This window comes from Paenibacillus tritici (assembly GCF_018207515.1).
Lineage (GTDB): Bacteria > Bacillota > Bacilli > Paenibacillales > Paenibacillaceae > Paenibacillus_AQ > Paenibacillus_AQ tritici.
The window spans coordinates 5,872,542-5,887,381 of the sequence record NZ_CP073365.1 but is presented as its reverse complement, the minus strand read 5'-3'; the positions used below and the strand labels follow the sequence as shown (position 1 = coordinate 5,887,381).

Annotated in this window: 14 protein-coding genes; 13 read left to right on the top strand and 1 reads right to left on the bottom strand. The window is 54.2% G+C overall.

Annotated features, from left to right (window positions below; genetic code table 11):
* Positions 1 to 16 precede the first annotated feature (16 nt).
* The 12 genes from KDC22_RS25310 (at position 17) to KDC22_RS25255 (ending at position 11,924) form a co-directional block, all read left to right on the top strand.
* Entirely contained in the window at positions 17 to 205 is a 189-nt protein-coding gene (locus tag KDC22_RS25310) for a YfhD family protein (RefSeq protein WP_425516969.1), read from the top strand.
* A gap of 125 nt (positions 206 to 330) precedes the next feature.
* Complete coding sequence (locus KDC22_RS25305) at positions 331 to 705, top strand: hypothetical protein (protein WP_211720776.1); 375 nt, start codon at positions 331 to 333, stop codon at positions 703 to 705.
* Between the two features lie 129 nt (positions 706 to 834).
* On the top strand, positions 835 to 1,746 hold the full coding sequence (locus tag KDC22_RS25300) for a methyl-accepting chemotaxis protein (protein ID WP_211720775.1): 912 nt from the start codon (positions 835 to 837) through the stop codon (positions 1,744 to 1,746).
* A 148-nt stretch (positions 1,747 to 1,894) separates the two neighbouring features.
* The gene (locus tag KDC22_RS25295; protein ID WP_343221793.1) at positions 1,895 to 2,452 is read left to right on the top strand and encodes an RNA polymerase sigma factor; all 558 of its coding nucleotides are present in this window, start codon (positions 1,895 to 1,897) and stop codon (positions 2,450 to 2,452) included.
* Positions 2,412 to 4,073: a DUF4179 domain-containing protein gene (locus tag KDC22_RS25290; protein ID WP_211720773.1), complete on the top strand. Its 1,662-nt coding sequence runs from the start codon at positions 2,412 to 2,414 to the stop codon at positions 4,071 to 4,073. The genes KDC22_RS25295 and KDC22_RS25290 overlap by 41 nt, the downstream gene beginning before the upstream one ends.
* Before the next feature lie 109 nt (positions 4,074 to 4,182).
* Positions 4,183 to 4,764, top strand: a complete 582-nt coding sequence (locus KDC22_RS25285; protein WP_211720772.1) for a DNA-3-methyladenine glycosylase I — start codon at positions 4,183 to 4,185, stop codon at positions 4,762 to 4,764.
* A gap of 89 nt (positions 4,765 to 4,853) precedes the next feature.
* Positions 4,854 to 5,909, top strand: coding sequence for a 50S ribosomal protein L11 methyltransferase (gene prmA, locus KDC22_RS25280; protein WP_211720771.1), 1,056 nt, complete (start codon positions 4,854 to 4,856; stop codon positions 5,907 to 5,909).
* A gap of 2 nt (positions 5,910 to 5,911) precedes the next feature.
* Positions 5,912 to 6,595, top strand: coding sequence for a site-2 protease family protein (locus KDC22_RS25275; protein WP_173128403.1), 684 nt, complete (start codon positions 5,912 to 5,914; stop codon positions 6,593 to 6,595).
* A 165-nt stretch (positions 6,596 to 6,760) separates the two neighbouring features.
* Positions 6,761 to 7,525 carry an RsmE family RNA methyltransferase gene (locus KDC22_RS25270; RefSeq protein ID WP_211720770.1) on the top strand — a complete coding sequence of 255 codons (765 nt, stop codon included), beginning with the start codon at positions 6,761 to 6,763 and terminating at the stop codon, positions 7,523 to 7,525.
* A 3-nt stretch (positions 7,526 to 7,528) separates the two neighbouring features.
* Entirely contained in the window at positions 7,529 to 8,881 is a 1,353-nt protein-coding gene (gene mtaB / locus KDC22_RS25265) for a tRNA (N(6)-L-threonylcarbamoyladenosine(37)-C(2))-methylthiotransferase MtaB (protein ID WP_211720769.1), read from the top strand.
* A 285-nt stretch (positions 8,882 to 9,166) separates the two neighbouring features.
* Positions 9,167 to 11,374 (top strand): hypothetical protein, encoded by a 2,208-nt coding sequence (locus tag KDC22_RS25260; protein WP_246552969.1) that lies wholly within the window; start codon positions 9,167 to 9,169, stop codon positions 11,372 to 11,374.
* Positions 11,375 to 11,474: 100 nt separating this feature from the next.
* A complete protein-coding gene (locus tag KDC22_RS25255) occupies positions 11,475 to 11,924 on the top strand; it encodes an RpnC/YadD family protein (RefSeq protein ID WP_211720767.1) in 450 nt (149 codons plus the stop codon).
* Positions 11,925 to 12,062: 138 nt separating this feature from the next.
* On the opposite strand, the gene KDC22_RS25250 is transcribed toward KDC22_RS25255, so the two are convergent.
* On the bottom strand, positions 12,063 to 13,052 hold the full coding sequence (locus KDC22_RS25250; RefSeq protein WP_211724189.1) for a Na/Pi cotransporter family protein: 990 nt from the start codon (positions 13,050 to 13,052) through the stop codon (positions 12,063 to 12,065).
* Between the two features lie 106 nt (positions 13,053 to 13,158).
* Here KDC22_RS25250 and KDC22_RS25245 point away from each other — a divergent pair, with 106 nt between their 5' ends.
* Positions 13,159 to 14,559 carry a class I SAM-dependent rRNA methyltransferase gene (locus KDC22_RS25245; protein WP_211720766.1) on the top strand — a complete coding sequence of 467 codons (1,401 nt, stop codon included), beginning with the start codon at positions 13,159 to 13,161 and terminating at the stop codon, positions 14,557 to 14,559.
* The last annotated feature ends 281 nt before the right edge of the window (positions 14,560 to 14,840 follow it).

Here is a 14,840-nt window from a genome sequence, read left to right as displayed (position 1 = left end):
ACTTACGAGGGAGCTGATGGCAGGAATGGATAGAGAAAACTCGAAAATATTCTCCAAAACGGAAAAGATGAAAATGCTCTATGAGGCAAAGGCGGAGGATGTTGAATTCTCGGCGGCCGAAGCGGATCACGATGATATAGAGGCGATGGATCGCTCACGGGAGGCCGATAAACGGCAGCTGGAAGAGATTATAAAGAAGGACTGAGATTACAGGCGAAGTCAAGAAGAAATGAGCAAACGAATTGTGCAACGGATACCCCGCGCGAGTGGGGTATTTTTGTGCGTGGCGGTGTATAATGGAACGATATGTTGAACCGGGAGGTTGCTTAAGTGAGTACTGTTATAATGTGGGCTGGACTGGCGCTGCTTGTGGCGCTGTTAACCTTCCTGAACCAGAAGCAAGTCTACTCTTCCAGAGTCAAAAAAGCCTACCGCGAGCTTCGGGAGCTTACGGTGAAAGTCCGTGCCGAACAGTCGGAGGCGGCTGATCTGGAACGCTGGGAAAGTTCGCTTGCCGAGATGGAGAAGCATCCCAATGAGTTCAACAAGCTGGAGCAGGAGATCGGTCTGCGCCGGGCCTTCGTCCAGTATCTGGAGCGGCATCATCCGCAGGATTCCAGGCTCCCGGGCCTTCAGGAAGCAGCCGCTTATCAGAAGGATAGTGTGTGGGGAATTAAAATGGGGGATTACGGCCCCAGGAAGTAGTTCGGCACACTTTTTTGTGAGATTAATATCATCCAAATGCTTCGGGCATCCGTTAATATGAATATAGGAATCATGAGGGTACCCGTCCGGAATCTTGATAAAAATTGAGTTATATAGGGAGTAGTCAACATGGAAAATCCAGCAGACCCGGTAGTTACAGACGAATTGGTTGTCAAAGCCTTGGAAAAGAATCTCGCCATGATCCGGTTCGATCTTGACCGCCGTGTCGCCTATGTGAATGAGATCTTTGCCCAATCGGTAAAATACAGGGTAGAGGATATGTACGGTATGCAGCACAAGCAGCTCTGCTTCCCTTCGTTCGTAAACAGCCCTGAATATGAGTTGTTCTGGCAGAATCTGTTTGCGGGCCGGAGCTTTCAGGACAAGATTGAACGGATGGACGCAGAGGGGAATTCGGTCTGGCTGGAGGCCACCTATATGCCGGTGTTCGATGAGACGGGTACCCATGTCATTGGCGTATCGAAGGTAGCCACCAACATTACGGACAGACAGAATAACATGAGCCATGTAGTGGAGCTGATGCAGGGAATGGCGGACAGTCTGAATCAGCGTGCCGACAAAGGGATTGAGCGGAGTCAGGAGCTGCTGCTGAGCATTGATAAGATTGCAGAGGTGTCGAGTGAGAATACCGAAACGCTGCTGAGTCTCCAGAAGCAGGCGGCTGCGATCCGCGGTGTGGTGCAGACGATCCGTGATATTGCCTCCCAGACTCATCTGCTTGCGCTGAACGCGGCCATTGAGGCAGCCCATGCCGGAGAGTTCGGCCGGGGATTCGATGTGGTAGCCAAGGAAGTAAGGAAGCTCTCCGCCATGGTTCAGGATCAGATCACCGAGGTACGGGACAGTGTTCAGGCCATTACCGAAGAGGTAGGCAGAATATCGACCGGATTAAATCTGGTGCAGGATAATGTGGAGCTAAGCCAGCAGCAGATTCAAGTGGCGCTGAATGAATTCACGCTGATCGCCACCTCTGCCCAGGAGCTGGATAATCAGGCGCGCGAGGTCATGAACATTATCTGAGACTTATATTTCCATATACAGCATGTATCCCGTTCATTGCGGGAGGACATGCTTTTTTTAATTTCAAGAGTGAGTAGAGAAAATGAACCTTTTGCAGCCGGGGATTGTTATAAGAGGTAGTTCAAACAAGAAAGGAGGACATACTCAAGTGGGCAACAAGGAATTGTTCCAGACCTACAGCAAGGAGGTATACCGGACCTGCTACTATATGGTGCACGATGCTGCCGATGCCGAGGATCTGTGCCAGGAGGTGTTCATCACCCTCTTCCGCAGCGAATGGCAGAGCATTGAATATCTGAAGGCCTGGATTATGAAGGTTACCGTCAACACCTGCCTGAATCATTTGAAACGCAGAAGCAGTCTGCAGCAGAAGCTGACGGCAAGCCTCCATATATTGAGGGAGAATCCGGAACCCCCGGTGGACAGGCTGGTTGAGCAAAAGGAAACGAAGCTGGAGTGGGCAACCTATATGTCCCGTCTCCCGGCGAAGTTCAGAGCAGTGCTGACTCTGCGTTATATGCATGATTTCAGTCTGGAAGAAATCCGCAATATGCTGGATATTCCGCTGGGAACGGTCAAGTCCAGGCAGCACAAAGGGCTGCGCCTGATGAAGAAGATTCTTGAAGATGCAGGAGTACAGACCTTATCTAAGGAGGAAGAACCCTATGGACAGAACAGAAACACAGCTAAAGCGTCGACTAAATGAGGAGGAGGTAACTTATCCTGACTTTGATCAGATGTGGGAACGGATGGATCAGGCCGGATATGCTTCCTCTCAAGGCAGAAGCCGTGCAGAAGCTGCGGCTCCAAGCCGCCACCGCAACTGGCGCAAGATCACCGTCGCTGCTTCTCTCAGTGCACTTTTGATGGCAGTCCCTGTATATGCCGCTGTCCAATATGACTGGGGCAGCCTGCTTAAGGATAAGGGGGGTGTACAGACCGCATTGGCGCAGAATATGGGCCAGCCGCTTGGCCAGACGATTACTAGGGATGGAGTAACCCTGACGCTACATACAGCGCTCACCGACGAGAACCGGACGGTGATTCTGTACAGCCTGGATGTGGGTCCGGACGGGGGCGACGGCAAGCTGTGGAGCATCAATGGAATGGCCCTCAAGGATGGCTCGGGACGCAGAAACCAGGAATTCAACAATCAGCAGTGGGACGAGAAGAACAAGCGGTACAACGGTTATTTCGAGACGGACTGGACGCCGGATCAAGAGACGGCCAAGGTAAGTCTGACGGCTGATCGGATTCAATTATACTCGCAGCAGGAGGTAGACTTGAAGCTGGATACGGACTCGCCGGAGCGGCAGAGCTTTCCTGTGAACCGGGATGGACTGGAATCCTTCAGCGTACAGCCCTTTAAGGAAGGTACTGACCATCTGATGCTCTCCACTGCCGCCATCTTCGATGATCCGGAAGCCAAGAACTGGGCCTTTCCGCAAATCACTGCTTACCGGGGAGGGCAGCTTGTAAAGAACTCCCGGGCAGGAGCAATGGGCAAGCCGGGAGATAACGGAGAATACACCTCGGTTCAGTATTACAAACCTGCCGATGTGCCGAAGGATGAAACTGTCTATAAGCTGGATTACACGAAGCTTGAACGGAACATCGACGGTCCTTGGGCGTTTGATTTTGAACTGAGCAAGAAGAAGATGGCGGGCGCGACAATCAAAACTGCGCTGGATCTGCCCCTGGAAGCAGGAAATACAGATAATCGTATTGAGCAGATGGTTGTGACACCTACGCAGGTCCGTGTGTCGGTTCGCAGCACAGCTAAGCCGTTCTCTGAATTGCCGTATGTCAATTATTCTCTCGAGGTGGGCGGCCGGACGCTGGAAGGCGGATTATGGTATTCCATGTCTGAGGACAAAGAGCTGATTGCAGTGCGCTTCGAGCGGCCGTCGGACCTGGAGATTACCAAAGACACGCCAATGACGCTTGTAGGTAATTATAAGGTTACCCGGCATAGGGGTGACAAGAAGCCGCTTCAATTAACTAACATCTCCAGCGAGAAGCAGACGGTGATCCGGGAGACCGGCGGTTATCCGGTACAGTGGACCTACTATATGCAGGGTGCGGATCTCTATGTGGAGACGAGGAGCGATGATCCGAAGTTTGGCGGCGTGAACCAGACTCATATCGGTACCGGTAAGGACCGGATCGTAAGTAAGATCGTTTCAACGAAATTCCGCGGAGACGGAAATAACCGGAGCATTGATGTATATGAGAACTTCAAGGGAACAGAAGCTTCTATATACATGTTCTTCTACACCACCAACGAGCCTGACAAGGAGACGCGGGTGCAGCTGCAGGGACAATAGTGACATTATTTTAACGGGAAGAACCTTGTGTTCTTCTCTTTTTTTCGTATACAGTTAGAAGATACGGCTATGAAAAGCTGTAGGAACACAGGGAAAAGGGAGAGGACGTATGGAACTGACGCGCTGTGACTGGGTGAATGCGGACCCGGTATATATAGCTTATCATGATGAGGAATGGGGCAAGCCGCTGGTTGACGACCTGAAGCTGTTCGAGCTGCTGATGCTGGAGGGCATGCAGGCCGGACTGAGCTGGTATACCGTACTGAAGAAGCGGGAGAGCTTCCGCGTTGCCTTTGACGGATTTGATCCGCAGAAAATTGTACTGTACGGGGAGGACAAAATTGCTGAGCTGATGAACAATGAGGGGATTATCCGCAACCGCCTGAAGATTAAGTCTATAATCACCAATGCGGAGATATATTTGCAGATCTGCCGCGAGGAAGAGGGAGGCTTTGCCGGTTATCTGTGGAGCTTCGTCGGCGGGGCGCCGGTGGTGAATCACTGGAATACTAGAGCCGAGGTCCCCGCGACCACTCCCCAGTCCGATCAGATGAGTAAGGCGCTGAAGCGCAAAGGGATGAAATTTGTCGGGTCAACGATTTGTTATGCCTTTATGCAAGCTTCGGGTATGGTGGATGACCACATGATGGATTGTTTTTGCCGTAGCAACAAGGCTCAAGCCGAGGGTTAACCCGCAGTTTGGCACTGCACGGGTAAGAAATGCTATACTATCGTAGATAAGCAGTAATGCTCGCAAAACTTTTAGGAGGATTTATTAACATGCTATGGCACGAACTGACGGTACATACCACGGAGGAAGCCCAGGAGATGATATCCAATCTGCTGGTCGAGGCCGGAGCGGGCGGAGTTTCCATTGAAGAATCCGGGACACTGAATAAAATACGGGATACACGTTATGGTGAATTATACGATGAACCGCTGAATGATATCCCTGAAGGGGAGGCGGTCATTAAAGGCTATTATGCTGAATCCGAAGCTATGGATGAGATTGTGGCTGAGCTGACTCCAAGGGTGGAGGAGCTTAGAGCGTTCGGCATTGATCCGGGCCTGGCGCAGATCTCCTGGAAGACGGTGGATGAAGAGGAATGGGCCCATGCCTGGAAGCAGTACTTCAAGCCGCTGCGCGTCTCGGAACGGCTGACTATTAAGCCAACATGGGAAGAGTACACCCCGGCCTCTGCGGCTGAGAAAATTATTGAAATTGATCCCGGCATGGCCTTCGGAACCGGGACTCATCCGACGACGGCACTCTGCCTCCGCGCTCTGGAGAAGCACATTGTCAGCGGTGATGAAGTGATTGATGTCGGCACAGGCTCCGGTATTCTGGCCGTGGGGGCAGTGCTGCTGGGGGCTTCATCGGTTCTGGCGCTGGATCTGGACCCGGTGGCGGTGGTCAGCGCCCGCGAGAACGTGGAGCTGAACCGGCTGGAGGCGGCTGTCACAGTGAAGGAGAGCGACCTGCTCTCGCTGCTTGGCGGTGAGGGAGCGTCGGATACCGCAGCAGGCGGCATGTGGCCGTCAGCCAGACCCGGCCATTCCATTGAGCCGGATGCCATGCCTGCTGCTCCGGCTAAAGGCGGACTGGGCGTTACCCTGCCGGTACGGGTGGTAGTAGCCAATATTCTGGCCGAGATTATTGTATTGTTCACGGATGATGTGTACCGCGCGCTCCAGCCGGATGGTATCTATATCACCTCCGGTATTTATAAGGATAAGGAAGAGCTTGTGGCGCAGGCGCTGAAGTCTTCCGGTTTCGAGATTATAGAAGTAACCCGCGAAGAAGACTGGGTGGCGTTTACAGCCGGAAAGAGGTAGAGATGGGTTCCCTGGATCAATTTTTAGTATATCCCTTGCAGCAGCTTCCGTTTTTTCTGATTACGATTGTGATTGCTTTTACGGTACATGAATTCGCACACGCCTATTTTGCCAATAAATTCGGCGACCCGACAGCACGCCTGCTGGGCCGCATGACCCTGAACCCGGCGGTGCATTTTGATCTCTTCGGAATTATTCTGCTGCTGATCGCCGGCTTCGGCTGGGCGCGTCCGGTTCCGGTGAACCGGGATAATTTCCGCCGTCCCCGTCTGATGGGCGTGATTGTATCTGCTGCCGGACCCATCAGCAATTTGCTGCTCGGTATTCTGGGGGCGCTGATCTATGCGATCCTGCTGGGAACCGGCACGATGGATTCGATCAAGAACGAGCAGGTGCTCCGCGCGCTGATCTGGTTCTTCGGGATGTTCATCCACTTCAACTTCTTCCTCTTCGTGTTCAACCTGATTCCGCTGCCGCCGCTGGACGGTTACCGGATCGTGGAGGATATCGCACCGCGTCCGATCCGGGGAAGACTGCAGCAGTATGAGCAGTGGACGGTCTTTATTTTCCTGCTGATTATCTTCATTCCGGGTCTGCGTGCGTACACGATAGAACCGCTTAGTTATTGGGCGACCCAGACCGGCAATGATTTCCTCCGGCTGTTCCTAAAGATGTTCGGGGTCTGAGTACGGCAGTACGGACAGGGGCTGTTCAGTCCAGGACAAACGTTGTAGAATATAATGTGATTATTTTACGAGTATTAATGATGTGTGTGAAGCGGCGGCCGGAACCTGTGATGACGGGGACTACGCCGCTTTTACGCTGAATAACGGACAGGATGAGGATGAGAGATGCAGCGTTATTTCGTAACTCCGGCACAGTTCGGACAAGACAGGGTTAGCATTGACGGCGAAGACGCCCGCCATATTGCCAAGGTGATGCGCGGCAAGGCCGGGGACAAGCTGATCGTCAGCGACGGTGTGTCCCGCGAGGCACTGGCCGAGATCGCTGAAATAGAGATTGGCCTGGTTACCGTGAGTATACTGGAGCCTCTGGCCATGACTCATGAGGCGCGTATCCAGATTACCGTTGCCCAGAGCCTGCCCAAAGGGGACAAGCTGGAGACGGTTATCCAGAAATGCACCGAGATTGGTGCGGTGGCCTTCACGCCTTTTCTCTCGGAGCGGACCATTGTGCAATACGATGAGCGCAAGGAGAGCAAGCGGGTAGAACGCTGGCGCAAAATCTGCAAGGAGGCCGCTGAGCAGGCCCACCGCAACATCGTCCCGGAAGTGCGTTCGCCGCTCAGCTGGAAGCTGCTGCTGAGCAGCTTCAGCGGGTATGATGCCGTGTACTTCTGTTATGAGAAGGAAGAGGGGCTGCAGCTCCGCAGCGCAGCCGCGCCGTGGCTGGCATCGCTTCCGCAGGATGCTGCCGCCAAGGTGATGATTGTGGTTGGGCCGGAGGGCGGCTTCAGCCCGGAGGAGTGCCGCCAGGCGGAAGAAGCCGGAGCCGTCTCTGTCGGCCTGGGTCCGCGTATTCTGCGCTGTGAAACCGCAGGTATGGTTGCCGCCGCCTGCATTTTATATGAATCCGGAGAAATGGGGGGAGCTTAAACAATGCCATCCGTAGCTTTTTATACGTTGGGATGCAAAGTCAATTTCTATGATACTGAGGCCATCTGGCAGCTATTTAAGAATGATGGATACGAGCAGGTAGATTTCGAGGGTACCGCCGATGTCTATCTGATTAACACCTGTACGGTAACCAATACGGGCGACAAAAAAAGCCGGCAGATGATCCGCCGGGCCGTGCGCCGCAACCCGGACGCTATTGTAGCGGTAACCGGCTGCTATGCGCAGACCTCGCCCGGAGAGATTCTGGACATCCCCGGAGTCGATCTGGTCATCGGCAACCAGGACCGTGAACAGATTATGACCCATGTGAAGAATATTCAGGAATCACGCCAGCCGGTGAATGCGGTCCGCAATATTATGAAGACACGGGAATTCGAGGAGATGGATGTGCCCGGATTCGCCGACCGGACGCGGGCGTTCATGAAGATTCAGGATGGCTGCAACAACTTCTGCACGTTCTGTATCATTCCCTGGTCGCGCGGCCTGTCGCGCAGCCGTGATCCGAAATCCATTGTGGCCCAGGCGCACCAGCTGGTGGAGGCCGGTTACAAGGAGTTCGTGCTGACGGGCATTCATACCGGAGGGTACGGCGATGATCTGGATAACTACCGTCTCGCGGATCTGCTCTGGGAGCTGGATAAGGTGGACGGGCTGGAGCGGGTGCGGATCAGCTCCATTGAGGCGAGCCAGATTGACGAGAAGCTGCTGGAGGTACTGAACCGCAGCACGAAGATGTGCCGTCATCTGCATATTCCGCTCCAAGCGGGCCATAACGAGGTACTGAAGGCGATGCGCCGGAAGTATACTACGGAAGAGTATTTTGCCAAAATGCAGCTGATCCGCCAGGCCATGCCGGATGTGGGGATTACAACCGATGTCATCGTCGGCTTCCCGGGCGAGACGGACGAGATGTTCCGGGCTGGCTATGACTTCATGAAGGCGGTCAACTATTCCGAGATGCATGTATTCCCGTATTCCAAACGGACCGGAACTCCGGCGGCACGGATGCTGAATCAGGTCGATGAAGAGATCAAAAATGCGCGTGTGCAGGAATTGATTGATCTCTCCGAAGAGATGCAGCTGGCCTATGCCCGGAGCTTCGTCGGCAAGACGTTGTCCGTTATCCCGGAGCGTGCTGCCAAAGGCTCGGCAGGACGCAGCATACAGCATGGCTTCAGCGACAATTATCTCCAGATTCTGTTCCCGGGCGATGATTCGCTGCAGGGTGAGCTGTGCCAGGTGAAGGTAACGGAAGCCGGCGTGAATGAATGCCGGGGCGAGCTTGTCAGTGTGAGCCAGCCGGCAGCAGCCGGGCTGGGCGGAAGTGTCCGTTAGGACAGAGACTTACCAATGAAAGGATGTCTATTTAGCCCTGATGGCGACTAGACATCCTTTTTTGTTAGCTGGTAAGGGCGGAAGGGAATTTCGGAACTGTAGGAGCTATATAGTTACAAAGACCTGAATTTGCCCGGGATTTGAAAAAAACTGAAAATAGGGTAAAGACTTGGGCCTTATTTGTCGATATAGTGGAAGAGTGTGGTAAAAGTCCACCGATAATAAGACCGTCTAAGGAGAGAACAGATGACCGTGTACAGGAAAATGACAAAAACGCTCCTCATTATGATATTGCTCGTTGCTGCAGCTTTTCCGGTAACCGTCTTTGCCGCTGCTGGAGACACTATCTCTATTGAATTCGACAGCTCCGCCAAGGTAGAGCTTACCGTTGGCCAGTCGCCGAAGCAGCTTAAGGTATATGCCAATGTAGAGGGCTCCGCTTCCAAACGGGATGTAACGGCAGCCGCCACATGGACCTCCTCGAAGCAGGAAGTCGTAACGGTACTGAACGGCCAGCTTAAGCCGGTGGATGCCGGAACGGCAATGATTACAGCAACCTACAATAATGCGATAGCTTCGGTAGAGGTGTCGGTCTCCCATTCCTTCAAGGAACTGAAATTGACCCGCAGTACAGAGGGCAGCTATAAATTAGGCGACAAAGAGGAATTGCTGTCCGTTACGGCAACCGCCATCGGCGGAACTTCAGCCACGGCGCAGAAGGATGTAACGAAGGACGTTGAATGGAGCAGCTCGAATACTGGCGTGCTGACCATTGCAGCAGGTAAAATTACGCTGGTAGGTGAAGGTAAGGCTACGATTACCGCCAAGTACAAAGGATTAACCGAGACGATCAAAGCGGTGGTGGAGCTTCCTTATGCCGCCATTATGCTCAAAGACAAGAGCGGCACTGTTGTCAAAGAACTCGAAATGCTGGTCGGGGATAATCCGGTGCATGTGACTGCGGTGACCAAAGCCACAGCGGTGAGTCCAGAGCTCACGATCGACAAAGAGGCAGAGTGGAGCAGCTCCAGCGAAAGTGTAGCAACAGTAAAAGACGGCGAGATTACCATTCTCGGCGTGGGCAAGACTGTCATTACCGCAAGCTATCTGGGTGTCACCCAGTCGGTGGATGTCTATGTGCGTGCACCTTATGAAGCGCTTGTGCTGAAGCCTTCCGGCGACCAGTCGCTTTTCCTGGGAGAGAGTCTGAATGTAACGGCAATGATGCGCAATGCGGTCAATTCGACCTCGAACGAAACGGCATCCGCAGTCTGGACCTCTGACAACCTGATGAACGCTACGGTGACTGCCAATACGGCGGATGCGGCCAACGCTTTTGCCACGGTTACAGGTAAAGCGGTAGGGACCTCGATCATTAAGGCGAGTTATCTGGGCATCAGCAAAACCTTCAAAATCACCGTCCTTCCAACCCTGACGGAGCTCAGTCTGGAGAAGACGGAACAGGAAATATACACGGCGGATGCTGTAAGCCTGCCGAAGGTGAACGGAACCAAGTATGATGGAAGCAAGCTGGATATCAGCGATGAGATGGAGTGGACCTCTGCAAATGAAGAGATTGTCTCCATCAAGGACGGGAAGCTGGTCGGCGGCAAGGCAGGCACAGCTATCCTGACCGGGAAGCTCAAGGCTGGCGAAGTGAATTCTGCCTCCGCTGCAGCCATCCGCTCCAAGAGCGTTCAGTTTACTGTAACGGTTCAGAATAAAGTGCTTGTCCTGATTGGACCCGATGCTGCTCTGGGAGTAGTAATCGGTGAAGAATTGCCGCTGCCTGCTGTCCAGGCTGTGCTGGAGAATGGCGACGAGCTGGATGTATCGGGAAGCATCAAATGGGAGCTGAGCGGCAGCAATGCGGTTCTTAAGCAGACCACTGCTGCTAAGACCATCAAGGGACTGGTCAAAGGAACGGCGACCCTGAAGGGCACCTACTCCAACAAGACGATCAGTGTTCCGGTGACGATTGAACAGAAGGTTGTGAAGCTGGTTGTGGAACCGGCAACGCTGGAGATGAATATCAAGGCCTCCAAGAGCATTAAGGTCACCGGGTATTTCTCCAACGGCAAATCTGCCAATTTCTCAGGGGCGATGAACTGGGAGTCCTCTAACCCTGCTGTAGCCTCGATCAAAGGCACTTCCGTCAAAGCCTTGGCAGAAGGTACAACTACACTGAGCGGCTCCTATCAGGGAATTCAGGCAACGGTCAAGATCAATGTTGTTCCCAAGCTGATGAAGCTGACGGTCAGTGAGAAGCGGCTGAGCCTTGCGCCGGGTGCAGGCAAAAGCGTGGTTGTAACTGCGCTGTATGATACCGGCCAGACTGCGGTAGTCACGGGAAGCATGGTCTGGACCAGCTCCAAATCCTCTGTAGCCAAGGTGAACGCATCCGGGATGATTACAGCGGTAAGTAAGGGAACCACATCTGTTAAAGGAAAGCTGGGTACCAAGACAGTATCGGTATCGGTCAGTGTGAAATAGTGTAAGGCTGCTGCTGGCGGTTAAGGCAGCAACCAGACCTGTGCATTCGTCCTGCGGACGGTGTGCGGGTCTTTTTTTGTTGAGGTAAGTAGGACAATTTATGAATTCGGACAATGCGGTGGCTGCTGCGTTATTAGCCAAGATGGGTTATACTACAAGAGAAGCAAGGGAAGTACGCAGGGAATTCCTGCGTATGTTCATGAAGCTCCGGACGCGATTGGATCAGGGGCGATTGGCGCTAATTATGTCGGTGGCGGATTTGTATTTCAAGCCGGACCGGACACAGGATGAGGAGATTCTAAGAGAATTAATAGATCATTACCCGGAGGAGGGAGAAGCCATAATGGAACTAATGCCAGCCTGGAAACGTTGGGGATACGAAGAGGGTAAAGCCGAGGGTATAGAGGAAGGCAAAGCTGAAGGAAAAGAAGAAGGCAAAGAAGAAGGTCAAGCGGAGCTTATCCGTAAATTGCTGCTCCATGGATTTTCTCCGGAGGCGGTATCAGAGGCCGTCGAATTGCCACTCCATAAGATTAAGAAGCTGATGTAGATATAGACCCGGGGTGAATGTTACCCAAGGTCTTTTTTTTCGTGCATGAATTCCCGCTGGTTGATGGAGAAATCCTTGATTAGAACTGCGGGGCTGTTTGCAGTATAATTAGGGCGGCGATCACGATTCTCGGGAGACTCAGGGCTGCAGCCGCTGCTCCAGCCTGGACCATACAGGCAGATAACATAGCGGCAGCACCCCAAGTGAGCAGACGACATTGAACAGAGTCTGGGCGTGGGCCAGCTGAGCGGCAGGCCCGCCGCCGATCCAGGCGGATAGGGACTGCAGCGGCCCTATAAAAGGCAGGAACAGCAGGGCGCCGCCGACATTGAGCGTCACATGTGACCAGGCGACGAATACGCCGGAAGGCGTACTGCCGATGGCGGCAATGACGGCAGTGACGCAGGTGCCGATGTTCGCGCCGAGGACAATGGCAATGCCAAGCGCTGGCGGCATCACGCCGCTGGCAGCGAGGCCCATCGCCATGCCGATGACAGCCGCGCTGCTGTGCACCATCGCGGTGAGCACGGCCCCGGCGGCCAAGCCCCAGAGCGCGCTGGTGGCGGCATGACCAAGAAACCAGCGGAACAGGCCGCTGCCTTCAAGAGCGGGGCCGATGGACTGCATGACCGCGATGCCCCACAGGATCAGTGCGAATCCGAATACCGCCAGGCAGATGAACTGCAGCGGTCCCGAGATTCGGCGGCAGGTCTCAAGCGGCCGCCAGGACTGCGGCGGCAGCTCGCCGGCCATCACGGCGGCGGCCCACAGGCAGAGCGCGGCGATCAGCAGCGGCATAGCCAGGGTGCTGATCTGCAGGCTGATCAGCTCTGTCGTCAGGCAGGTGCCGATATTGCTGCCGAGAATAATGCCGAGCGTGCGGGCATAGGTCAGCAGCCCGGCATTGACCATGCCGATGGTCAGCACCGTCACGGCGGTGCTGCTCTGTAGCAGCGCAGACAGCAGGGCGCTGGCAATCAGGCCTTTGGCCGGTGTGGAAGTGGCCTTGTGCAGGCTGCGCTTCAGCAGCGGACCGGCAAGCCGTGACAGCGAGGCCTCCATCACCTTCATGCCGGCGAGGAATATGGCAAGACCGTAAAGGACAGGGAATAGCAGTTCACGGATCATAAGGACAGGCTCCTTTTTGAACAGGGGTTGTACCCAATATATGAACGCCAGGCGTGGGACATGTATATTAATCCGGCAACAAGACAAGAACAGGGAGTTGAAGTCATTGGCATCGGTAATTCTGGAACGTAACCGTAAAAAAAGACTGGAGCAGGGCCATCCATGGGTCTACGCCAGCGAAGTGGCCTCGGTGGACGGAGAGCCGCAGGCAGGAGGACTGGTGGATGTACTGAATCACCAGGGGCGTTATCTGGCTACCGGTTATTACAATCCGGCCTCACAGATCCGGGTAAGAATCCTGTCGCAGCATAAGCTTGCAGCGATGGACACGGCGTTTTTTGCAGAACGGTTCGCGGATTGTCTGCGGCACAGGGAACGTTTCCTGCCGGGGGCAGACGCCTATCGTCTGGTGTATGGGGAAGCGGATTTTCTGCCGGGGCTGGTGATCGACCGCTTCGGTGAGGTGCTAGTGGTGCAGCTGTTGACGCTGGCGATGGATCAGCACCGGTCCGAGATTGTTGAAGCGCTGGTACAGGTGGTGGCGCCGCGGGGCATCTACGAGCGGAGCGATGTCAGTGTACGGGAGCTGGAGGGACTGGAACAGACCACGGGTGTGCTCTACGGCGAATGCCCGCGTCACATCACCGTTAGTGAGAATGGGCTGAAGGTGATTGTGGATATTGAAGAGGGGCAGAAGACAGGGTACTTCTTCGATCAGCGGGAGAACAGGGCGTCTATCGCTCCGCTGATGAAGGGCTGGGGCGGACGCAGCGGAATTACACTGCAGAGTATAGCGGCAGAGGACGGTACACTCCAGAGTCTGCCGGTTAACAAAAGCGGCAAGCCGGTCTCCTTCCCGTACTGGGACGGTGCTACCGTACTGGAATGCTTCGCGCATACCGGAAGCTTCACGCTTCATGCCTGCAAATACGGTGCCAAGAAGGTAACGTGCCTGGATGTTTCCGCACATGCCATCGAGAGTGCGAAGGCCAATGTAGAGATCAACGGATTCAGCGACCGGGTTGAGTTCGTTGTGGATGATGCGTTCGCCTTCCTGCGCAATCAGGTCAAGGGACAAGAGGAACGCAGCGAGCGGGCTACAGGTCCGGCGGCGGAGGCCAAGCCCGGCTCCAAACCGGCAGCCAAGGCAGATACCGCGAAGCCGATGACCGCCGGGGGCGGACGTACGTGGGATGTCGTGATTCTGGACCCGCCCGCTTTTGCCAAGACCAAAAGTGCGGTTGCAGGTGCGGTCCGCGGCTACAAAGACATCAATCTGCAAGGCATGAAGCTGGTCAACGAAGGCGGATATCTGGTTACTGCCAGCTGCTCGTACCATATGCAGCCGCAGCTGTTCCTGGATACGATTATGGAGGCGGCCAAGGATGCGGGCAAGGTGCTGAGACTGATCGAATGGCGGGCCGCAGGCAAGGACCATCCGCAGATTCTCGGCGTAGAAGAAGGGCATTATCTGAAGTTCGCCATCTTTGAAGTGCGCAGCAAATAAAAGACATAGACTGGCGGAATAGCCGGTTAGACGGGAGAGTCTCTTTAATAGAGGCTCTTTTTTTCTTGTTCTATAGAAAATAATAACATCCTTCGTTGCAGGCCGAATGAGTAAATGACGAGCGCCTTGTCACCGGATTTTCACCGCGAACAGCGGGATTCATCTGGAAATCTGCAGTGGCAGGCATTTGTAAACTATGGCAAACGTACGTTCTGGAGCACGCGGAGGAGGTGTGCTATACTATTGGAACGAGAGTTACATAGATTCAGATTGGCATAGAG